The organism is Pseudogemmobacter bohemicus (assembly GCF_003290025.1).
Classification (GTDB): Bacteria; Pseudomonadota; Alphaproteobacteria; order Rhodobacterales; family Rhodobacteraceae; genus Pseudogemmobacter; species Pseudogemmobacter bohemicus.
The window spans coordinates 750869-773147 of the sequence record NZ_QNHG01000001.1 but is presented as its reverse complement, the minus strand read 5'-3'; the positions used below and the strand labels follow the sequence as shown (position 1 = coordinate 773147).

Here is a 22279-nt window from a genome sequence, read left to right as displayed (position 1 = left end):
GGCGCGTCACGATGCGATGCTCACCACCTTGGCGGTGCGTTTCGTCACCAACTCGGCCCAGCGATCAAGGACGATGGCCCTTTTGTCGAGTTGGGCCGACAGGTTGTAAACGCGGGCAACGGCGCTGGCTGCGGATGCGCTCGCCGAATGGTTCAGGATGCGGTCAACGATCCCCTCATCTGCGCCGCCCTCGGCCATGATCGTGGCGAAGGCGGTGCGGAAGTCGTGGAACGTCCAAGGCTCCATATCGTCGGGCAGCAGCTTGTCGATCTCTACCTTGACCTTGGAGAAGCCTGAAACCGGGGTCGTGCCTGTGGTCGTGAACATCAGGTCATTCTTCGGGGTCACGCCGTTGACGACTTCAAGGGCGGGTTCTGACAGGTGGACGATGTGCGCCTTGCCGTTCTTGGTCCGCGCCCCCGGCAGGTCAATGCGCTGCTTGTCAAAGTCGATCTCCGAATGACGCAGCCCCACGATGTCCCCCCGACGTTGCGCTGTCAGGATCAGGAGACGGATGATCGGCGTCCACAGGGGGGATAGAAGCGCGGCGGCGTCATAGATTGCGCGAACCTCGCTCAGGGTCAGCAATCGGTCGCGGGGCTTTTCCTTGCCGGGGGCCTTGGCAAGACCCGCGCCGATATTGTGGTCGATGTAACCGCGCTTCCATGCGAAGGCGGTGAACGCACTGATTGCCGCCTTGTAGCGGTTCGCCAGAACCTTGGTCCCTTTGCCTGCCACCTTGTCGATAAACTCTTGCAGGTGTCGCCGCTCGACCTTGTTCAAGGGGTCGTCCAGCCGGTTGCCAAAGGCGACCTCGATCTGCTTCCGGCGCTGCCGGCCCGTCCGAAGCTGGGCTAGGTGCATTTCGTCGTAGCGGTCGAGGATCGCCCGCACCGTTTGCAGGTTCTTGACCTCGGCCTTGCGGTCCACGCCCTCAATCGCCTCCTTTTCGAGGGTCAGGGCCTTCTCCCGCGCCTCGGACAAGGTGATGGCCGGAAACCGCCCGAGCGTGTGGCTACGCAGCTTGCTTTCGCCCCGGATGCGCTTCTCGAACACCCATGTCTTGATCCCTGTCGGCGCGACACGGACCCGCAGCCCGACCCGCAAGGCGTCGGACACATCATACCGCTTCTCCTGCGGCTGCAATGCCGCCACCGCTCTATCCGTCAATCTCACACGCGACATGGGCCACCTCGCTCCGGTGTCTGCCGTCAGACATATAGCAGACAATTTTACGTCTCACGCATCGCTTTCGCTTGCAACGTACGATAACGCAATGCAATGTGTCAGACAATGAAAATAGCGTGTTTTCAATATACTAGATGGATACCCTCGGCACCCCTCGCAACGCCTCGCAAATATCGGATTTTGTGACTGTTAATCAATTGGTCGTAGGTTCGATCCCTACCGCCGGAGCCAAATCCTACATCAAGTCATTGATAGGATTGGCATTTTCCAGATAATTTCTGGAAGTGACATACCAAGGTGCCATACACGATGCACCGGAGTGAAATCCCCGCGTTCCGGAAATCGGAAGCAAATGGGTATCACAGACTTCGTATTCAGACGCGGTGCCACATATGTCTGGCGTCGTCGGCTCCCCACCGCTTTGGGCGGTGCCCTCCTGCAGGTAAGCCTTCGCACCAATGAGCCGTTGCTCGCGCGCAGCATTGCGGCGAAGGTCACCGTTGCAAGCAACAACCTGTTCGAACACATGATCAATACCGGCCTTACACGTGAAAATGCCCGCAAACTGCTCGATCAGGTGATCCGGGACGAGATTGAGCGAATCCAGCGCCGCAGAGTCGTTGAGAGCGACGACCGGGAAGAAAATGCCTGGGCCGCCAACCAGAGCCGCGATCAGATGGCGGCAAAGGCCTACCGCTTGCTTGCCGAACGTGGCCGGTCAGCCAGCCTGTCCGCAGCCGAGCTTGAAGCGATGAGGGCCGCAGATCTGACAGATACGGACCTCGCCCGCCTAGACAATTTTCTTGAGCTCTTCCGGCAGGACTATTGGTCCGACACGCGGATGCGGCGCATCGCCGGGGTGTTGCGCGATCAGTTCTCTTTGGCATCGCCCTCCGCGACAGACCTGATCCAGGCCCGACAGATCATGCTTCGCGCGCGAGGTGCGGCCCACCACCTCATGGCAGACCGTGCCAGCACCGACATGGACGAGGCGGATGCGCTGGCCGCCGCCATCTTCGAGGAGTTCCTGCAGGACCAGCCGGACTCGGCACATGCCACTCAGGGCGCGTTTCCGCCGGCGACTGTTGCGACGACACCTTTGTCCGCGCCTCCCCCATCAACTGAAGCTGTGCCACCGCCGTCCTCGGGGCGATAGGTCAGCGCGCCCATGCCATCGCGCCCGACCATGGCGAGCCGGTCGAGATCGGTGATGTCGATAACCGCGCGCCCGCGCGCTGCCAGTTCGCGGTCGATCAGCAACCGGCCCCAGCCATCGGGCAGGCTGTCGCCGAACAATCCAGGAAGATCGCCGAAGGCCCGTGCTTTGGCCCGCAGCAGGCCGACCGGTTGCCTGATCAGCAGCGGACTGACCGGCAGCGGAGCCGCCGCAAAGCCGGGATCCCATTCGGCCACCGCCTGGCGCGCAGCCCCGTCCCAGCCGAGCCGCGCGACCGGCACTTCTTCGCCATTGCCGAAATCGAGCGAGACATGGAGCCGCCGCACCGTCATCCACGCGCCCTCCGCCGGGCCCGCTTCGGCAGGCTGGCCTGATGTTCCACCTCATCGAGGCTGCGCGCCTCAGGGAGCGGAAACAACGCGCGGAACCCCTCAAACGCGTCCAGCGCCTCGGCGATGGCCAGAAGCGCGGACAGCGAGACCTCGCCGAGCCTCTCAAACCGCTTGAGACTGCCGAGCGGAACGCCCGAACGTCCCGCCAGATCGGCCTGCGTGAGACCGAGCGCGATGCGCCGGTTGCGGGCGGCCTGCCGGACGTGTTCGCGGAGATCGGGCGCGGTGTCGAGAACGGGGATCATCGGCTGTCCAAATTAAATGCGGATCACATATTATCCCTTATATGCTCATCTGACAATATAGGGATAAAATATGATACCTTATTCTACAGGAGCGTCTCCGCTGCCAGACCCGCCCGCAGGCGGCGACCGATGCTGGTTCGGGTGCTTGGCCGTCAAAGGTCCCTAGCCAGATCCCGCACGGATTCTGGATCATGCCCGGCCAGAAGCCAAGTGACCGGCGCCATCGGTTTTCCTTGGGCATCCTCGAGATCGGGCTGCGGTGTGGCGAAAAAAGCGGTCACCTGCAATGGACGCAGGCCGGGCCGGATTGCGCGCAGAACCACCCTGAGGCCAGGCAGTTCCCCGGTCCCGGTCAGCTGGAACGCCGGCACGCGCAGGCCGCGCCCGTCAGGTCCGCGAACGGCCAACAGCGTGCGCTCGCCAATCCGTCGACGCAGGTGGGCTTCCGTCACCCCGAGCCGCCCGGCAACCTCGGCGATAGGTAGGGCGGTGACGACCAGGGCCGCATGATTGGCCTTGGACTGGAGCAGTGGTGCCGCTTCCGCACTCCCCAAGTTAGGCGCGACCCCCACAGAACGGAGCGCTTCGGCCTCGGCCCCCGACAGCGGCTCGGGGACGGCCAGCAGCCGGAAGCGGTCGCCATGGCGCCTCAGGAACGCGGCGGCGACACACGCGAACTCCTGTTCGCCGTTGCGGAGCGGAAAGTCAGCCAAGACCTTCTTCAGCTCGGAAAACCCATCGGTGTCACGCAGCTCGCTGGCCATCCGCCTATCTCCCATGCTCGTAGCGGAACCATAGGCCGTTGGGGGTGCTGTGCCAACGAATGTCTCGCCACGGAACGGCTTGACGATCCCGTGGAGCAGAAGCCATCGTAATAGGAGACAGGAGACATCTAACCCGCCGAAACTACTGCCATACAAGTGCCATACAAAACTGCCATACAAAGCGCAGGGACGCATATCGGATTCACGTTTACTATCAATAACTTGCGCTTGAATTTGGCTCCGGCTGCGCCCCCTACCGCCGGAGCCAATAAGATCAAGGGGTTAGCTGAAAAGCTGACCCCTTCTTCTTTTGCGGTGTAAGCACTGCGCAAGCAGGACGGGGCGGCTGGAATCGTATCTGGCCATCCAGCCACACCATTGTTCATGGGCATCAGTTATCCGCAGGCTGACCAAAGAGCGTTGGCCCGAGGACTGCAAACGAGTTTGCAAGTGCATTCTCGTATCCGGGTGCCGGTCCAACTGAACCATGCACAATGCCGATCAGAGCATTCCCCCTCACCAATGGACCGCCGGACATGCCGCCGCCGACAGCAGGTTGGTGCATCTTAATGCTGACCCCCTCGATTTGCTCAACAGTGACAGGTGCAGTTCTCATAGCGCCTTGGTGCCCAGCAATGATCGGGAAGCCTCGCATCTCCAAGCTTTCACCGACTTGGGCGAGCGAAATATCCGCAACCCTGTAAGCTCCGAACGGCGCGAAGGCTGCTCGTTCGGCTTCGGTGAGCGTAATCCTTAGAATATCATGGAGGTCATCGCCCCTTGGGACGAGCAGAACTCGTCCGACCTCAAAGTTGACGGTGATGGACAATCCCAAATCTGGAATGCCGAATACGCCTTGAAGGGGCATCGGATGGGTAAGCGGTGTGTCGATAAGTTCAGTTACGAGGTGCAGACAGGTTAAGAGCCAAGTATCGGTATCATTCGTGACGAGAAACCCTGTTCCTCCGTTGTCCAAAAATGTCAGCCTGAATGGGGAAGGCATGGGAGTTCCTTCTGATATAAATTGATCCATACCAGTAGCAGGCTATCGGCGCAGAGTCATCTATCCCTCGGGATTGAGTAACCGCGTCACCCTCCGCAGCAGTTCCATATCCTCAGGGGTCGGAAGGGTCGGCTTTCCCAGTATCGGTGGCAGCTTCTTCGGGCTGGCTTCCATCTGCACCAGCTTCGGCAGCAGCCATGCCAAACGATTCAGGGCGAACCGTTCCGATTCCGCGAAGCCAACAACCTCCAAGTCTGTAATGAGGAGCTTTCCCCGACGCGGCGCTATGTCATCCTGCGCGTGGATGAGGCAGACCAGATCGCGCGGATCAAGGTGGTCAACGGTGAAGAACTGGCCCAACTCGACACCACGGGAACACTGACACAGAAGTATCAGGCTCGGCTGATTCCCGGTGCAGCAAGCGTTGAGCTGATCTCCCCGGAAGACACCGACACCCTCCGCCCCCACACCCGGGCAGGAGCGAACCTAGCCCAGACTGTCAGCCCAATTGACCATCCGGCGCATGGCCTCATCCTGCCGATAGGCGAGGTTTTCGAGCGACTTCGCGGCGCGGTTGGCCGGTCGTTCCCCGATGCCGGTTGGGATCAGGAGCGCAACAGAGGTGCTGCGCTGCACCGCATCGTCTGCGAGCTTCTGGCCCAGACAAGCGCAGCGGCTGCCCCGTAGCCGCCAGCCTGTTTTCCCGTAACGGAAGAACCTCCCGATTTCGCGCAGCATTATGGTACTCCACAGGAAAAATGCTGCTGCTGAAAGGGCATAGTTGAACAGTCTGAACTCTATCCACGGGTAAAGTTCCGGGATGACGATGTCCCCTCTCTCGGGCGAAAGCGATGCTGAAATGTCTGGAAAATATGCCCCGCCAAGCCTTATTGCATAGTTGGCAACGCCGAGCCCAACTAGGATCAAGACCACGACTCTCGGAATCCCGACAATATGAGGGTAGGCACTAGTTAGGTGCATGGCAGTATGTCTCTTGGTGACGCTTAACGCGCAGAGCTTATTGCGGCACTCAGGCGTTTTTATGTCCGCTCCGTCCCGCAAAGTTGCCCGTCTTGCTCAGACCTCACGCCGGCGCAGATGCCGCAGCGCGTGCCAGGCCAGAGCCGTGGCGTAGAAGATGGAAAACAAGAGCAGCATCACCCAGGGATAGGTCAGCACCAGCGCCACCGCCGCCACTGCGGCCACCAGCGCGAAAGGCGCCGAAGAGGCCGGGATGCGCACGCGTTTGAGACTCGGCGTTGGCAGGCGCGAAATCATCATCGCTCCCACCACCACCATCCAGAAGGTGATCACCGCCTCATGCAGCCGGTAGCCGGTCACATGCGCGACATAAATCGGCGTCAGCGCCAGCATGGCACCGGCGGGGGACGGCACGCCGATGAAACCGGTTTTCTCCTTCGGCACTTCCTCGCGATTGCCGACATTGAACCGCGCAAGCCGCAGCATGCAGCAGACCGCATAGATCAGCACCGCGATCCAGCCCATCGAGGCCTCGGCCCTGAGGCCCCAGATCCACAGAACCATCGCCGGCACCACGCCGAAATTGACGAAATCGCACAGGCTGTCCAGCTCGGCGCCGATGGCGCTTTCCGAACGCAGCATCCGCGCCAGCCGCCCGTCAAGCCCGTCCAGAAACGCCGCCAGCACGATCAGCAGCACCGCGATATTCACATTGCCGGTGATCGCGAAGCGGATCGCGGTCAGCCCGGCACAGAGACCGAGGATCGAGACCAGGTTCGGCAACAGCCGCAGCAAAAGCAGCCCGCGCTCTCCCCTGCTGCGGCGCGCTTCGGGCGCGCCCTCTTCAGACAGCGGGTCGTGGTCATCCTCGCCCATCATTCGATCCGGGCATGGCGCGCGGGGGCGTCGGTTCCGATCAGCGCGATCACCGTCTCGCCGGCCACGGCGGTCTGGCCAAGGGTGACCTGCGGCTCTACCCCTTCGGGCAGATAGACATCAAGGCGCGAGCCAAAGCGGATCAGGCCGAACCGCTCGCCGGTGCGCAGCGTATCGCCCGGCTTCGTCCAGCAGACGATGCGGCGCGCCACAAGCCCCGCGATCTGCACCACCGCGATATGGCGGCCATCCTCCAGCCGGATCGCCAGCGCATTGCGCTCATTATCGACCGAGGCCTTGTCCAGCGAGGCGTTGAAGAATTTCCCCGGCCGATAGGCCACGGCGGTGACCTTGCCGGTGATCGGCGTGCGGTTCACATGGCAGTTGAACACCGACATGAAGACCGACACCCGGGTCAGGGGCTCATTCCCCAGCCCAAGCTCCACCGGCGGCACGGCCGGGGTGATCATCGAGACGACGCCATCAGCGGGGCTGACCAGCAGCCCCTTGTTTTCCGGCACCGCCCGTTTCGGGTCGCGGAAGAAATAATAGCACCAGATGGTGAGGCCCACCCCCAGCCAGCCCAGCGGCTCCCACAGGAAGAACAGGCCTGCGGTAATCAGCGCGAAAATCGCCACGAAGGGGATCCCTTCGCGATGCATCGGCTTGACGAAAGTGTCGATCATGCGCATGGGGCTGTCCTCTCTCCGGGTCTGCCCCCCGTCTCTACAGACTGATCGGGCGGGCGGCAACATTGGCGCGCAACCGGCCGTTGCCGGTCACGCCGCTGTGACACCGGCTGCGGCCTCGTCCGGCCAGTCGATGGCCCGGCGATAGAGATGCCAGCTTGCATGCCCAAAAAGAGGCAGCACAAGAAACAGACCCAGAAACCCCGGCAGCATCGCCAGAAACAGCACAAGCGCGATAAACGCCCCCCAACCCAGCATCAGCACCGGGTTCTCGCGCACCAGCCCGAGGCTTGTCAGCATGGCGGTGACATAGTCGATATCGCGGTCCAGCAGCATCGGCAGGCTCACCACCGTCAGCGCGAAGAGAAGCGCCGCAATCGCCGCCCCGGTGATCGTGCCGAAAACCAGCAGCGCAATGCCGGCAGGCGTCGCAAAGATCGCCAGCGATTGCGACACATTGGTCATGGTCACATTGCCCATGAACAGCGCGAAAGTCATATGGGCAAAGAAGTTCCAGAACAGGAAATAAAAGACGATCATCGCCGCCATTGACGGGATCTGCCCGTCCTTTTGCGCGAAGATAACACCCAGAATCGCGCCTCCCCGCAACGGCTCACCGGTTTCCAGCCGGCGGCTGACCTCGTAAAGGCCGCAGACGATAAAGGGGCCAAGGATCGGAAAGCCGGCGGCGGCGGGCAAGGTCCACCAGAATTGCCCCTGGGTGGTCAGCGCCCAGAAGACAAGCCAGCCGCCCAGCACATAGATCAGCGCAAAGAACAGCCCCCAGGCCGGCGCATGACGGAAATCCTGCCAGCCCTTTGCCAGCGCATAACGCAGATCGCTCTGGTCAAGCCGCAGGATTTCGGGCCTGCCACCGGGGCGCCTTGCCCCCTTTGCCGCCATCCCGGCCCCGGTTTCAGCCCCGGTCTCAACTCCGGCCTCAGCTCCGGTCTCACTGGTTGCTGTCATCCCGTCCTCCCTCCAGACACAGGAAGGCTAAGGCGGAATGGGCGGTTTCGCAAAGTTGTAACTTGCTCAAAGGATTTCCGATGCCGAATGCCAGGCTACAATCCGGGAAACTGTAGCGGTCTGCGATATCCCGACAATCCCTGTCACTTTGCTGCAACAACAATCCGGGCGTTGCATCCCATTGGCTTGTCGCATTCACGGGAAGATTATAGTCCGGAGAAGAGCAGTAATTTGGAAAGTAATATAATCATGTTTAAAACAGCGCTTCTTGCCGCTTCGTTTTGTATTGCCGGCCTCCCCGCATTGGCACAGGATCAATCCGTCAGCCTGGCGCGAACCACATTTTATATTGGAATCGGATCGGGTGATGCCGATGGTCCGAATGAATCCGACCGTACGCCATTTTCTATTGGCCTTATGCATCAGCTGCAGGGCCGCAAGCTGATCCTCGGCGCCGATATCGGTCGCGAGGGCACGCTGCTGGATTCGACCTGGGGCCAGAACCAGGCGGTGAAACAGGCGACCTCGTATAATCTTCTGGTCGGGGCGAATATCGTTGAATCCGAGCGTTTCCGGACAGATGCCGCCCTTCTGCTGGGGGTGCGTGAGAATACCAGCGATTGCCCCGCCTCTTATCTTGGTTACCAGTGCTATGCCAATACCGATCCGGATACAGAATATAAGGCCAATATCGGCGCCGTGGTGAATTTCTCGTTCGACCGGTTGTCTCTTGGCGTCAGGGCCACTGGCGAAAGCACTCAGCTGCTGGCCGGTTTCCGGTTCTGATCCGATAAAAACTGCACCCCGGTCAGCCCGGATCTGATCCCTGACCGGGTTGCAGATGGCCTTTATAGGCGACAATCAGACCAATCAGCGGCGCGGCAATTTCCACATTGAACTGGAATTGCCCGTCGCTTTCCTGTTCGAATGTATGCCCATTGGGCAACAGGAATTTCGGCATCGGAATTCCCAGAAACGACCAGCGGCGCGGGCGCAGAATAAGCTGCCCCTTTTCCACCACCAGCGCAATTCCGAATGAGAACGGGCCAAAGCGCTCGACGATAAGGCGGGAATTGCGCCCCCTGCCCTCGGATTGATGCGAGCGGAACCGCCGCCCGCCGAAGTCGCGTTCCCAGACCTCGCCCTCCGGGCCGGGGGTGAAGCGCACGGTGACCGGCACCTGCGCGGTCTCGGGCGGAAAACCGAAAACCCGGCATAAAAGCCGCGCAATCAGCCCCCGGCCGCGCCGGACACTGGCCTCTCCCGACCAGCTGGCCGGGCGGTGCAGGTCATGCAGCCGGCGGATCGGGTCCGGCAATCCGGCCAGCGCCGGGCCAAGGATACGCTCGTAAAGCGGTGCCTCAGGGCCTGGCCTGTCGCGCAGGCCGGTATAGATGGTGCGCCCGGCAAAGAGCCGGTCGTAATCCTCCAGCTCCAGCTCTGCCGTCGCCGCCCGGGCGCCCGGCGCCGGCCGCTCTCCCTGCAAGAGCCGCCGCACCAGTGCCTCGATCGCCATCGAGGGGATATAGGGGCCGTCATCCCCCTCGGCCAGCAGATGCCAGGAGCGGCTGACCTCCCGCCCGTCTGCGCGTCCCGTCACCGCGACATACATGCCGCCGCGATGCTCTCCGAATTTCATCAGGTTCAGCACGCGGTAAAACAGCCCCGCCAGCGGCACCAGCGAGGGCAACGACAGCGCCGCGCGCAGCTTTGCCAGCAGATTGAGGATGCGGTGCAGGCTTTCAGGCACCGGCCCGGCGCCCATCCAGATCTCTTGCAGCCCGGGGAATTCCGGCGGCAGCACCTGCAGATCCGGCACATCCACCAGCGAAAAGCGCAGATTGCGCAAAGGCACCCGCCCCGGCACCGTGATCGTGTAGCGCCGGCTTTCGGTCAGGCCCCGGGCCGTGACCGCCTGCCCGCCCCGGGTCAGCTTTACCGGCGCGCCAGCGTAACTCACCACCGCGCGCATGACATTGAGCCCGATCCCGGCATAGGGTGAAGGCGCTATGCCGCCTTCGACGCTGCGCAGCTCCATCCCCTGCGACAGGCGCCGCAGCACGGCGGCGGTCAGGACGGGAAAGCTGCTGACCCCGGCCAGCACGAAGATGCCCGCCTCACGCGCGGCCTGGTCGAATTCGGGCACAGCAAAGACGAAATCGGCGCTGTCGGCGAAATCCATATAGTCGATCCGCGCCGCGATACAGGCGCGGATCACCAGCCAGGGATCGTGGCCGGCATTTTGTGCAGCGTAGCTCTGGAACGGGCCCGAGGCATCGACCACCATGTCTGGCGCCTGCATGCGCAAAGCCTCCGCAATCCGGCTGCGATCCAGCGCCAGTGGCGTCATCACCGTGCCGCCCCGCTGCCGGGCGCAGAATTGCCGGGCCTTCGCAGCATCGCGACCGCAGATCAGCAGCTCCAGTCCCGGGCAATCCGCCAGCAACTCCGCCAGCCTGCCCCCGAAAACCCCATAACCGCCAAGGATGAGAATCTTCATCCGGACATTCTCCCCGCGCCTTCCGCGCCCGGCACGAACCAGACCCCAGGGGGCGGGAGCATGCAAGTCCCGTTATCCGTTGCAGAGCATGCCCCTGCCGCTTGACGGGGCAAAGGCAGCCCGGTTGCGCCGGTGGCGCCCCGGCAAGGCGCAAATGGGGGGGTGTTGACACCGGATCGGAGAACCGGAAGGGAATACACCGCGCGGCAGCAGCAGCGCCCGGATCGGAGGTCAGGGCTAAGCTGCCGGGGCGGCGGGATCAACGGCACAAGCTTTGCGGCGCGGGTGTTGAAGCGGCCCGTTGGCAGCAATGCCGTGACCGATCACCGCCAGGCAACACAGTGCTGGGCCGTTCGGGAAACTCTGTATCAGGCCGGGGGCTTTCGGGCCGGGGAGAAGTTTTTGCGGCAATACGATGCTCATCGCGAAACGGCGGACGGAAAATTCCACCATCGCAGCAGAGACCCGAAGGGGCTGCGGATCAGGGTTTCCAGCTGAGGAAATTCGCAATGATCCTGAGCCCGGTCGCCGCACTTTTCTCGGGATGAAACTGTGTCCCGAAAATAGTGTCGCGCCCGACGATCGCCGTCACCTCACCCGAGTAATCGACCCAGGCGATACGGGTCTCAGCGGATGCCGTGCGGAAATGGTAGGAATGCACGAAATAGGCGTGATCACCGGATTTCACCCCGGACAGCACCGGATGGCTGCACCCGATCTGCAGATCATTCCACCCCATATGCGGAACTTTCAGCACCGGATCAGCCGGGGAAATACGGTCAACCTCGCCCGGGATCCAGCCGAAACCGGGTGTATCGCCATGTTCCAGCCCGCGCGACGCCAGCATCTGCATCCCGATACAGATGCCAAAAAAGGGGCGCGCCTTGCGGATGACCGCCTCTTCAATCGCATCACAGAGACCCTCGCGGTCAGCCAGCGCCCTGCGGCAGGCGGGGAAGGCGCCATCCCCCGGCAAAACGATGCGCGAGGCCCGCGCGACATCTTCCGGTCGCGCCGAGACAATCACCTCACCCGCTCCGGTCTCATCGGCCATGCGCTGAAAAGCCTTGGCGGCGGAATGAAGATTGCCGCTGTCGTAATCCACAAGGACTGTCAGGCTCATCGGGGCATTCCCTTTGTCACAGGCGCCAACCCGGAATTTTCGAAAATTCCGGGCAAATTTCTTGCAAGAAATTTGCGGCGTTTACGGAGCGCTCCTTCACAGGGCACCCTTGGTCGATGGCAGCACCCCTGCCATGCGGGGATCGGGCTCGACCGCCTCGCGCAGGGCCCGGGCAACCGCCTTGAAGCTCGCTTCGGCGATATGATGGCTGTTGATGCCATGGATGCGGTCCACATGCAGCGTGATGCCGCCATGGGTCGAAAGCGCCTGGAAAAACTCGCGCACCAGTTCGGTGTCGAAAGTGCCGATCTTCGCGCTCGGGAAGTCCACATTCCAGACAAGATATGGTCGCGCCGACAGGTCCAGCGCCGCCGCCACCTGGGTGTCATCCATCGCGAGCCGGAAATGGCCGTAGCGCCGGATCCCCTTCTTGTCGCCAAGCGCCTGCACCAGCGCCTGACCAAGTGCTATGCCGGTATCCTCGACCGTGTGATGGTCGTCGACATGCAGATCGCCCGCAGCGCGCACCGTAATATCAATCAGCGAATGGCGTGCCAGCTGGTCCAGCATATGATCAAAAAAGCCAATCCCGGTCTGGCAGTCATAGCGACCGCTGCCGTCGAGACCGATCTCAACCTCGATCCCCGTCTCTGCCGTCTTGCGGCTTACTGTGGCTTTGCGCATCTCATCTGCCTCCGGACTTGCAGGGCGAGGCATTAAACGCCCCTCCCCCGCGCGGCAAGGGTGTGAAATGCAAAAGGGCGCCGTGGTGGCGCCCTTTGCGGATCCGATCTGGAGCGGGCGAGGCGATTCGAACGCCCGACCCTAACCTTGGCAAGGTTATGCTCTACCCCTGAGCTACGCCCGCACCGTTTCGGTGAGCGCGGATTTAGTCCAGGCGCCCGGTCACCGCAAGCGAAAAATCCGCGCCCGCCGCTCCGGGTTCTCATTTCATCCTGATGTCGTGTAACCAGTTTCTCCGTCGCCCGGAATTTTTGCCGTTGGCGGCCGGAAATCTGCGGCTGTTTCCTGGATCAGCCGGTCAGGCTGCGCCGCCCGGAGCCGTCCAAACGCCGCCTCTGCCGGCTGAGTGAAGCTCTGGGGGATCTGCCATTGTTTATGTCGTGACGACCTGATCCCGGCCGGTCTGTTGCCGTGCCCGCTACCGGGATAAACAATCGTCCGACGCGCAAAGCCCTCGTCACACGCCGTGAGGCGGGCCAGAGAAAGCCACTGGCCAGAGAAGCTGGCCGGGGAAAATGTTGCATCTCGCCGCAGTGATCCCTGTCGCGGATATGCCCGATCATTCCCGGCAAGGATGTCGATGATCCGCCCGCCCGCGAATGCCGTTTGTTTCCCTTGCCGGCCTCAGGCCGGCGCGATTCCGCTCGCTGGTGAAGCCAGTCCCCTCCCGATCCGCCGTTCAATCTGACGGATCGGCCCTAAAGAACCGAAGCGCTGTCTGTGGCATTGGCCCGGGAACAAGTCCCTGTGGAAAGTGACGTACCGGGACAGGCTTCGCAGCCGGAAGCCGCGATCCGGCAGGTCGGGATCGCCCCATTCCCGGAGAAAGAACCCCGGCAGAGAGGCCGCAGAGGTTTTGAAGCAGCTTTCACCGGAACAATGGCTCCGGACAAAATCAATGGGTTGCCTGCAAGCCGCAGCGCGGCCAGCTCTGCCCCCCGCCACCAGGGGAGACAGTGACAGGTAAATCAGACAGCGCCCCCGGATCTTTTCCCGGAAGGCGCCGGATTTCGCTGCGTGTTGTTGTGTAACTAATTATACCGCAATGTCACCAATTGGGCCGCAATGACGGAAGAGGACGTGGGTCCGCAGGCTATCCCGTATGGTCCGGCGTCAACGCCGTTTCCGGCGATCAGAACCATGGCTTTTGCGCCACCATTCCCAGATGGCTGTCTTGCCAACGCGGCGGTTGGCCGGGAAGTGCTGCGCGACTTCGGCAGCGATTCCTTCGAAGGTCAGCCGGTCAAGGCGCGCCATGATGAATGCTTGAAGTTCGGCATCCCCTGCAATCTTGGGCGGCGGGCCTAATCGGTGTTCACGGCGGTGAGCGCTGATCGGCGCGGAGGGCAGCGGCAGCGCGTTCAAGCCCCGTTGAAGGCTGGCTTCAATGGCGGTTTCAAGGGCCGTGATTGCCCGGCCCTGCGCGGCATGGCTGGCGCGCATTTCGGCCAGTGCCTGGATAAGGTGATCGCCGGTGCCGGGTGCCATGGTTGCCTTCTTTCCGATGGGGTGGCCCATGGCAGCGCCGTCAAACACCGCCATGGGCCGGAGGCTGCGCGTCAACTCGCCAGAACCGCGCGCCTCATTCCTTGTCCTCGATCTGGTCGGGGTCGAGACCGAGTTGCGAACAGATTGCCATCCGCTCATTGCTGCCCCGGAAGCGCCCGCGTTCCAGCAATTCGGGCGGCGGTGTCCGGCCCGCCAGCAAGGGCGGGCCAAGATGGACGGCAGGGCGGGCGCAATCCGCCCATGCCTCGAAGGAGGCAAGGTTGCTGGAAGCCAGTTCCTGCGCCCAGCCCTCCATAGCAGGAATGAGTTTGCCCGATGCGCGGGCGCGCTCAAGGGCGGATTCCACCTTGTCGTCATGAAGCTCGGTCAGCAGCTTCATTTAGCTGGACGCCATTTCCTTCGCCGTGACCGTCATAGCTCTCGGCAGTGAAGCCCTTCTTCAGCACCTCGAAGACCAGCTCGTCTGGATGCGAGGCCGCGGCATGTGCCATCATGCTGATCTGGGGCGAATAGACGCCAAGCCGATCATCCTCGATATCCTCGCGCCGCACCCGGATCGTGCTTTCGAACTTCCGGTTTTCCAGCGTGTAGCGCGCGGTCATCACGCCCTTGATTGCCGCTCGCCCATCCCCCTCAGCATGGGCCATTGCCTCACTCCAGCTCGATCAGGAGATCCTTGGCCTCGATCTGCGAGCCGGGGCTGACATGGACCCCTTTCACCACCGCCTCGCGGTCAGCGTGAAGCCCGGTTTCCATCTTCATCGCCTCGATCGTCAGCAGGAGATCCCCTGCCCTGACCATCTGCCCGACCGTCACCGCGAGGCTCGCGACAGAGCCCGGCATCGGCGCCCCGATATGGGCGGGGTTGCCGTCAACGGCCTTGGGCCGTGCGGCCGTCTTGGCCTTCACCGCGCGGTTTGGCACCCGGATGGTCCGGGGCTGGCCGTTCAGCTCAAAGAAGACCTTGACCTCGCCCGCATCATCCACCTCGCCCAGCGTCAGGAAGCGGATCTCCAGCGTCTTGCCCGGGTCGATTTCGACCGCAATCTCTTCGCCGGCTTCCATCCCGTAGAAAAACGCGCGGGTCGGCAGGGTGCGGACGGGGCCGTAAACCCGGTGGCGGCCCATGTAATCAAGGAAGACCTTGGGATACATCAGGTAGCCGTTCAGGTCTTCATCGTCGATCCTCATGCCGCCGAGTTCTGCCGAGACTTTCGCGCGGGTCTCTTCCAGATCGACGGGGGGCAGATGGGCGCCGGGGCGCTCGGAATTCGGCTTGTCGCCTTTCAGGACCTTTTTCAGGATACCTTGCGGCCAGCCCTGATAGGGCTGCCCCAGATTGCCCCTGAGCATATCGACGACCGAGTCGGGGAAGGCCACATCGGTTGCGGGGTCCTCGACCTGGGCGCGGCTCAGCCCCTGGGCCACCATCATCAGCGCCATGTCACCGACGACCTTGGAGGACGGCGTCACCTTGACGATATCGCCGAACATCCGGTTCGCATCGGCATAGGCCTGGGCGACCTCGGGCCAGCGCTCTTCGAGGCCAAGGCTGCGGGCCTGGGCCTTGAGATTGGTGAACTGGCCCCCCGGCATTTCATGCAGCCAGACCTCGGAGGCCGGCGCGGCGGTGCCGGATTCAAAGGCCGCATATTGCGCGCGGACATGCTCCCAGTAATTCGACATCTCGCGCACGGCACCAATATCGAGACCGGTATCGCGGTCGGTGTGGCGCAGCGCCTCGACGATGGAACCGAGGCAGGGCTGCGAGGTGCCGCCCGAAAACGCATCCATCGCCGCATCGACCGCATCGACGCCCGCGTCGCAGGCCGCCAGCACCGTCGCCGCCGAAGCGCCGGAGGTGTCATGGGTGTGGAAATGCACCGGCAGGCCGATTTCCTGCTTCAGCGTTTTGATCAGCACCCGGGCCGCTGCGGGCTTCAGCAGCCCCGCCATGTCCTTCAGCCCCAGCACATGCGCGCCGGCCGCCTTCAGTTCATTCGCGCGCTCGACATAGTATTTCAGATCGTATTTCGAGCGATCCGGGTCGAGCATATCGCCGGTATAGCAGATGGTGCCTTCGCAAAGCTTGTTCGCCTCCAGCACCGCATCCATCGCGACGCGCATATTCTCAACCCAGTTGAGGCTGTCGAACACGCGGAACACATCCACCCCGGTCAGGGCCGCCCGCTTCACAAAGGCCTGCACGACATTATCGGGATAATTGGTATAGCCGACGCCGTTCGACGCCCTGAGCAGCATCTGCGTCATCAGGTTCGGCATCGCCGCCCTCAGGTCGCGCAGCCGCTGCCAGGGGCATTCCTGCAAGAAGCGGTAGGCCACATCGAAGGTAGCCCCACCCCAGCATTCAACCGAGAAAAGCTGCGGCAGGTTGGCGGCATAGGCCGGTGCCGCCTTGATCATGTCGATCGAGCGCATCCGCGTCGCGAGCAGCGACTGGTGGCCGTCGCGCATGGTGGTATCGGTGATCAGAACCCGGGTCTGCGCCTTCATCCAGTCGGCAACCGCCTGCGGGCCCTTTTGCTCCAGCAAATTGCGGGTGCCGTAAGCGGGCTGACCGGGCTGCGCGACCGGGGCTTTCGGCGCCTTTGCCTCGGCCGGTTTGGCGCGGCCATTGGTCTCGGGGTGACCATTGACCGAGATATCCGCCAGATAGGTCAGGATCTTGGTCGCCCGGTCCTGGCGCTTTTTGAAGCTGAACAGATCCGGCGTCGTGTCGATGAATTTGGTCGTATAGGAATAGTCGAGGAAGGTCGGGTGTTTCAGCAGGTTGATGACGAATTCGATATTCGTCGCAAGCCCCCGGATCCGGAATTCCCGCAAAGCCCGGTCCATCCTGGACAGCGCCTTTTCCGGCGTCTGCGCATGGGCGGTGACCTTGACCAGCAAGCTGTCATAATAGCGCGTGATCACGCCGCCCGCGTAAGCCGTGCCGCCATCGAGACGGATGCCGTTGCCGGTCGCCGAGCGGTAAGCGGTCAGGCGGCCATAATCGGGGATGAAGTTGTTCAGCGGGTCTTCGGTCGTCACCCGGCATTGCAGCGCATGGCCGTTGAGTTTGACCTCGGCCTGGGAGGCCACGCCGGTCGCCTCAGGCAGGCTCTTGCCCTCTTCGATCAGGATCTGTGCCTGAACGATGTCGATGCCGGTGACTTCCTCGGTGACGGTATGTTCGACCTGGACGCGGGGATTCACTTCGATGAAGTAGAAGTCCTGGCTGTCCATATCCATCAGGAATTCGACAGTGCCGGCGCATTCGTAATTCACATGGGCGCAGATGCGGCGGGCCATTTCGCAGACCGCTTCGCGCTGTTCCTGCGACAGATACGGCGCCGGCGCGCGCTCGACCACTTTCTGGTTGCGGCGCTGCACGGTGCAGTCCCGCTCCCACAGATGCCAGACATTGCCTTCTTTATCGCCAAGGATCTGCACCTCGACATGGCGGGCGCGGAGAATCATCTTCTCCAGATAGCCCTCGCCATTGCCGAAAGCGGCCTCGGCCTCGCGGCGGCCTTCCAGCACCTTGGCTTCCAGCTCGTCCTCGGAATTGATCGGCCGCATGCCGCGACCGCCGCCGCCCCAGGAGGCTTTCAGCATCAGCGGATAGCCGACTTCTTTCGCCTGTTTGCGGATCACTGCCATGTCATCGCCCAGCACCTCGGTCGCCGGGATGACGGGAACGCCCGCCTCAATCGCGACCTTGCGGGCCGAGGCCTTGTCGCCAAGCGCGCGCATGGTTTCAGCGCGCGGGCCGATGAAGGTAATGCCGGCGGCGTCGCAGGCCTCGACGAAATCGGGGTTCTCAGAGAGCAGCCCATAGCCCGGATGGATCGCATCCGCACCCGAAAGCCGCGCCACGCGGATGATTTCCGGGATCGAGAGATAGGCACCGACCGGCGAGAGCCCCTGGCCGATCAGATAGGCCTCATCCGCCTTGAACCGGTGCAGCGAGAGCTTGTCTTCCTCGGCATAGACGGCGACCGTCTTCTTGCCCATTTCATTGGCGGCACGCATCGCCCGGATGGCGATCTCACCCCGGTTGGCTATCAGGATTTTGCGGAATTCGGGCATGGCAGACCTCCCCGGAACTGTTGCTTTTGCGGGCACTCTATGGGCGCTGCACTGCAGCGCAAGGCCGCATCCGGGAAAACCTGCAAATTTTGCGAAATATTCAACAGGGCTTTGCAGTTGCAAATTCGTTACGTCGGATTGCAGGCAGTTGTGAAATAAGCGTCACAAAACCGGGGCCCCCGCCCCCGGTGCAATACCGCAGGTGTTGCACCTCCCTATTGGTTCGCCCCGGAGTATTTTCGCCAGGATGACGGGCAATATGGCGCAAAAGGCAGGAACATTCCTTGAACACGGCTACAGGTCACGCTAAGTTCCGGCCATGGATCCCTGGGATGAAAATGACGCTTTCGAGGCCGCCGCCTCTGCTCCGGTGCCGCTTTCGCAGCGCGCGCTGGCAGCGCGGCCGAAGCCCTATCTGGATGGGCTGAACCCCGCGCAGCTGGAGGCGGTGCTGACGCTGGAGGGGCCTGTGCTGATGCTGGCAGGGGCCGGCACCGGCAAGACCAAGGCTTTGACCGCGCGAATCGTGCATCTGATGCGCGAGGGGCGCGCGCGGGCGAATGAGATCCTTGCGGTGACCTTCACCAATAAGGCCGCGCGCGAGATGAAGTCGCGGGTCGAGGCCATGAGCGGCTCTGAGGGCGGCATGCCCTGGATGGGCACGTTCCATTCGCTGAGCGTCAGGATCCTGCGCCGTCATGCCGAACTTGCGGGGCTGAAGCCCTCATTCACCATTCTCGACACCGATGATCAGCTCCGGCTTCTGAAACAGCTGATCCAGGCCGCGAATATGGATGACAAGCGCTGGCCGCCCCGGATGCTGGCCGGGCTGATCGACACCTGGAAAAACCGCGCCTGGACGCCTGAAAAGGTGCCCTCTTCCGAGGCCGGCGCCTATGACAACAAAGGGACCGAGCTTTACGCGCAGTATCAGGAGCGGCTGCGTGCGCTGAACGCCTGCGATTTCGGCGATCTCCTGTTGCATTGCGTGACGATCTTCCGCGCACACCCGGATGTGCTGGCGCAGTATCAGCGCTGGTTCAAGTATATCCTGGTCGATGAATATCAGGATACCAATGTCTGCCAGTATCTCTGGCTGCGGCTTTTGGCCCAGGGTCATCAGAATATCTGCTGCGTCGGCGATGACGACCAGTCGATCTATGGCTGGCGCGGCGCCGAGGTCGGGAACATCCTCAAATTCGAGAAGGATTTCCCCGGCGCGAAGGTGATCCGGCTTGAACAGAATTACCGCTCCACCCCGCATATTCTGGCGGCGGCCTCCGGGGTGATCCGGGGCAATGCGGACCGGCTGGGCAAGACGCTCTGGACCGATGTGGAAGAGGGCGAGAAGGTCCGCCTCACCGGCTATTGGGATGGTGAGGAAGAGGCGCGCGCCATTGGCGAAGAGATCGAATCGCTCGCGCGCGGAACCCGCGGCCGGTTGCCGGTCGGGCTGAACGCGCAGGCGATCCTTGTCCGCGCCTCGCATCAGATGCGCGCCTTTGAGGACCGCTTCCTGACCATCGGCCTGCCTTACCGCGTGATCGGCGGCCCGCGTTTCTACGAGCGACAAGAGATCCGCGACGCCATGGCCTATTTCCGGCTGGCGGTCTCGCCCGATGACGATCTGGCGTTTGAACGGGTGGTGAACCTGCCCAAACGCGGGCTTGGCGACAGGGCGACCGCGTCGATCCGGACCGAGGCGCGGCGGATTTCGATGAGCCAGCATGAGGGCGCGAGGAGCCTTGTTGCAACCGGCGGCATCGGCGGCAAGGGGGCGGGACAGCTGCGGCAATTCGTCGAGGGGATCGACCGCTGGCATGCGGCCGTGCTGGGCGCGCGTCCCGATACCGCCGATCAGCTGATCGAGCCGCTTTTGCCCGACACGCCACCCGCGACGCAATCGGGCCATGTCCGGCTCGCCGAAACCATCCTTGAAGAATCCGGCTATGTCTCGATGTGGCAGAATGCCGAAAAGGACAAAAACCCTGAGGCCGAGGGCCGGCTGGAAAACCTCAAGGAACTGGTGAAGGCGCTGGAGCAGTTCGACAGCCTCCAGGGCTTTCTGGAACATGTCGCGCTTGTGATGGAGAATGACAGCGAAGAGGCCGCCGAGAAGGTCTCGATTATGACGCTGCATGCCGCCAAAGGGCTGGAATTCCCGGCGGTCTTCCTGCCGGGATGGGAGGAAGGGCTATTCCCCAGTCAAAGAGCCATGGATGAGGCCGGGCAAAAGGGCATCGAGGAGGAACGCCGCCTCGCCTATGTCGGCATCACCCGGGCCGAGGAGCTTTGCTACATCTCTTTCGCCTCGAACCGCCGGGTTTACGGGCAATGGCAAAGCCAGATGGCCTCGCGTTTCGTTGATGAACTGCCGGTGGCGGATGTCGAGATCCTGACACCACCGGGTCTGATGGGCGGTGGCTATGGGGCGGCCATGGGCAGCTTTGGCTCGGATATCGAGGCGCGGGCGACAAAGGCCGATGTCTATAACTCACCAGGCTGGCGGCGGCTGCAGAACAATGCCGGTCCGCGCCCGGCAACCCCGCGCCGGACGATGACGATTGATCCGGAGGCCGGCGCCGGTTTCGAGATCGGGGACCGGGTGTTCAATCAGAAATTCGGCTATGGCCGGATCATTGATATAGAGGTGGATACGGTCGAGATCGCCTTTGAGAAGGCCGGGGTGAAACATGTGAAAGCCGGTTTCGTGACCCCCGCCAAAGCGGATGACGAAATCCCCTTCTGAGCGCCCCTGACCAGAGACGGAACCAGAATTTTTCAAAATTCTGGCCCGATTTCTTTGAAGAAATCGGTGCTCACCTCTGGCGGGTGGCGTACAGCCTTTCCAGCGTAAAGACGGCAATGCCCGCCATCAGCCCCCAGAACGCCGCGCCGATTCCGAAAGCCACCATTCCGGAGGCACTGACCGTAAGGGTCAGCGTCGCCGCAAAACGCTGGTCGGGTGCTGCGCAGGCGGTTGTCAGCGCCCCGGTCAGCGGGCCAAGCAGCGCCAGCGCCACCAGGGTCACCATCACCGCAGGCGGCAAAGCGGTCAGCAACACAAGGATGACCGGGCTTGCCAGCCCAAGGCACACCCAGATCGCCGCATAGAAGAACCCGACCTTCCAGCGCTGCGCCGGATCGGGATGCACATCCGGCCCCATACAGATCGCCGCCGTGATCGCTGCCATCGTTGTGCTATGCGCGCCGAAGACCCCCGACAGCACCGAAAGCCCCCCGGTCACCCCAAGCGCCGGCGAGACCGGCGGCTCATAGCCCGCCGCCCGCATCGTCGCGAAGCCCGGCAGGTTCTGCGACGCCATATTCACCAGATATAAGGGCACGGCGAGGCCGATCATCACCCCGGGCGAAAACTCCGGCGCGACGAGGACCAGGCCCGGCAGAGTGAGGGTCAGGCCCGGCCAGCCCGCCGCGCCGGTCACGAATGCTGCAATCAGCCCTGTAAGCAGCGCCGCCAGCACAGCCATCGGCGCATTGACCAGCCTGACCAGCGCAAAGACCGCGACCATCGGCAGAACCAGCCCGGGATCCTGCCCGGCACTTTTTGCCCCCGCCATCGAAAAGGGCAGCAAAACCCCCGCCAGCATGGCACCGGCGATGCCGTCGGGTATCGCGCGGACCAGCCTTCCCAGCGGCCCGATCACCCCGGTCAGCGCCACCAGAAGCCCCGCGACGATGAAGGCCCCCGCAGCCTCGGCCATGCCCACACCCGCGCTGGCCGCAATCAGTGCCGCGCCCGGTGTTGACCAGGCCAGCACCACCGGCACCCGGTAGCGCCAGGACAGGAAGGCAGATCCCGCCGCTTTCGCCAGACACAAAGCCAGGATCCAGCTGGTGGTCTGGGCCGGGCTTGCGCCCACCGCAGCCGCAGCCGACAACACGATCGCGATGCTGGAGCCAAAGCCGATCAGCGCGGCGACAAGGGCGGCGGCGAACATCGCTCAGCCGGCTGCGGCGCGCAAGCGCGCGGCGGTTGCGGAAATCGGGTCGGATAGCGGCATCA

Annotated in this window: 21 protein-coding genes and 1 tRNA gene; 3 read left to right on the top strand and 19 right to left on the bottom strand. The window is 62.7% G+C overall.

Annotated features, from left to right (window positions below; translation table 11 throughout):
* Positions 1-6: 6 nt before the first annotated feature.
* Entirely contained in the window at positions 7-1185 is a 1179-nt protein-coding gene (locus DRF71_RS03695; protein WP_112309203.1) for a tyrosine-type recombinase/integrase, read from the bottom strand.
* Positions 1186-1540: 355 nt separating this feature from the next.
* Here DRF71_RS03695 and DRF71_RS27195 point away from each other — a divergent pair, with 355 nt between their 5' ends.
* Positions 1541-2344, top strand: coding sequence for a DUF6538 domain-containing protein (locus DRF71_RS27195; protein WP_157970914.1), 804 nt, complete (start codon positions 1541-1543; stop codon positions 2342-2344).
* Here the strand turns inward: DRF71_RS27195 and DRF71_RS03685 are convergent.
* From DRF71_RS03685 to DRF71_RS03645, 9 genes are all read right to left on the bottom strand, one after another.
* Entirely contained in the window at positions 2248-2697 is a 450-nt protein-coding gene (locus DRF71_RS03685) for a HipA N-terminal domain-containing protein (RefSeq protein ID WP_112309201.1), read from the bottom strand. The genes DRF71_RS27195 and DRF71_RS03685 overlap by 97 nt on opposite strands.
* Positions 2694-3002 (bottom strand): helix-turn-helix domain-containing protein, encoded by a 309-nt coding sequence (locus tag DRF71_RS03680; RefSeq protein ID WP_112309200.1) that lies wholly within the window; start codon positions 3000-3002, stop codon positions 2694-2696. Before DRF71_RS03680 ends, DRF71_RS03685 begins: the two co-directional genes overlap by 4 nt.
* A gap of 152 nt (positions 3003-3154) precedes the next feature.
* Complete coding sequence (locus tag DRF71_RS03675; RefSeq protein ID WP_112309199.1) at positions 3155-3766, bottom strand: hypothetical protein; 612 nt, start codon at positions 3764-3766, stop codon at positions 3155-3157.
* 391 nt (positions 3767-4157) lie between these two features.
* Positions 4158-4769, bottom strand: a complete 612-nt coding sequence (locus DRF71_RS03670) for a hypothetical protein (RefSeq protein WP_157970913.1) — start codon at positions 4767-4769, stop codon at positions 4158-4160.
* Between the two features lie 60 nt (positions 4770-4829).
* Positions 4830-5129, bottom strand: a complete 300-nt coding sequence (locus DRF71_RS03665) for a hypothetical protein (RefSeq protein ID WP_157970912.1) — start codon at positions 5127-5129, stop codon at positions 4830-4832.
* 126 nt (positions 5130-5255) lie between these two features.
* Positions 5256-5507, bottom strand: a complete 252-nt coding sequence (locus DRF71_RS03660; RefSeq protein ID WP_112309196.1) for a hypothetical protein — start codon at positions 5505-5507, stop codon at positions 5256-5258.
* Between the two features lie 339 nt (positions 5508-5846).
* The gene (gene pssA / locus DRF71_RS03655; RefSeq protein WP_112309195.1) at positions 5847-6626 is read right to left on the bottom strand and encodes a CDP-diacylglycerol--serine O-phosphatidyltransferase; all 780 of its coding nucleotides are present in this window, start codon (positions 6624-6626) and stop codon (positions 5847-5849) included.
* The gene (locus DRF71_RS03650) at positions 6626-7381 is read right to left on the bottom strand and encodes a phosphatidylserine decarboxylase (protein WP_112309194.1); all 756 of its coding nucleotides are present in this window, start codon (positions 7379-7381) and stop codon (positions 6626-6628) included. The genes pssA and DRF71_RS03650 overlap by 1 nt, the downstream gene beginning before the upstream one ends.
* A gap of 24 nt (positions 7382-7405) precedes the next feature.
* Positions 7406-8218, bottom strand: a complete 813-nt coding sequence (locus DRF71_RS03645) for a DUF2189 domain-containing protein (protein WP_112309964.1) — start codon at positions 8216-8218, stop codon at positions 7406-7408.
* 153 nt (positions 8219-8371) lie between these two features.
* Between DRF71_RS03645 and DRF71_RS03640 the strand changes: the two genes are divergently transcribed.
* Positions 8372-9070: a hypothetical protein gene (locus DRF71_RS03640; RefSeq protein WP_157970911.1), complete on the top strand. Its 699-nt coding sequence runs from the start codon at positions 8372-8374 to the stop codon at positions 9068-9070.
* Positions 9071-9092: 22 nt separating this feature from the next.
* On the opposite strand, the gene DRF71_RS03635 is transcribed toward DRF71_RS03640, so the two are convergent.
* The 8 genes from DRF71_RS03635 to DRF71_RS03600 form a co-directional block, all read right to left on the bottom strand.
* Entirely contained in the window at positions 9093-10784 is a 1692-nt protein-coding gene (locus tag DRF71_RS03635; protein ID WP_112309192.1) for a DUF4166 domain-containing protein, read from the bottom strand.
* Between the two features lie 481 nt (positions 10785-11265).
* Complete coding sequence (gene hisH, locus DRF71_RS03630; protein ID WP_112309191.1) at positions 11266-11907, bottom strand: imidazole glycerol phosphate synthase subunit HisH; 642 nt, start codon at positions 11905-11907, stop codon at positions 11266-11268.
* A gap of 96 nt (positions 11908-12003) precedes the next feature.
* Positions 12004-12591, bottom strand: coding sequence for an imidazoleglycerol-phosphate dehydratase HisB (gene hisB / locus DRF71_RS03625; protein ID WP_112309190.1), 588 nt, complete (start codon positions 12589-12591; stop codon positions 12004-12006).
* 109 nt (positions 12592-12700) lie between these two features.
* A tRNA-Gly gene (locus tag DRF71_RS03620) sits at positions 12701-12775 on the bottom strand.
* A gap of 989 nt (positions 12776-13764) precedes the next feature.
* Entirely contained in the window at positions 13765-14193 is a 429-nt protein-coding gene (locus DRF71_RS03615; protein ID WP_112309189.1) for a hypothetical protein, read from the bottom strand.
* 40 nt (positions 14194-14233) lie between these two features.
* Complete coding sequence (locus tag DRF71_RS03610; protein ID WP_112309188.1) at positions 14234-14539, bottom strand: phage protease; 306 nt, start codon at positions 14537-14539, stop codon at positions 14234-14236.
* A complete protein-coding gene (locus DRF71_RS03605) occupies positions 14514-14807 on the bottom strand; it encodes a Mu-like prophage major head subunit gpT family protein (protein ID WP_112309187.1) in 294 nt (97 codons plus the stop codon). Before DRF71_RS03605 ends, DRF71_RS03610 begins: the two co-directional genes overlap by 26 nt.
* 4 nt (positions 14808-14811) lie before the next feature.
* Positions 14812-18252 carry a pyruvate carboxylase gene (locus tag DRF71_RS03600; protein WP_112309186.1) on the bottom strand — a complete coding sequence of 1147 codons (3441 nt, stop codon included), beginning with the start codon at positions 18250-18252 and terminating at the stop codon, positions 14812-14814.
* A gap of 319 nt (positions 18253-18571) precedes the next feature.
* On the opposite strand from DRF71_RS03600, the gene DRF71_RS03595 reads away from it, so the two are divergent.
* Positions 18572-21001, top strand: a complete 2430-nt coding sequence (locus tag DRF71_RS03595; protein WP_112309185.1) for an ATP-dependent helicase — start codon at positions 18572-18574, stop codon at positions 20999-21001.
* Positions 21002-21071: 70 nt separating this feature from the next.
* Here DRF71_RS03595 and DRF71_RS03590 read toward each other — a convergent pair whose 3' ends face one another.
* The gene (locus tag DRF71_RS03590; RefSeq protein WP_112309184.1) at positions 21072-22214 is read right to left on the bottom strand and encodes a benzoate/H(+) symporter BenE family transporter; all 1143 of its coding nucleotides are present in this window, start codon (positions 22212-22214) and stop codon (positions 21072-21074) included.
* Positions 22215-22279 lie beyond the last annotated feature (65 nt).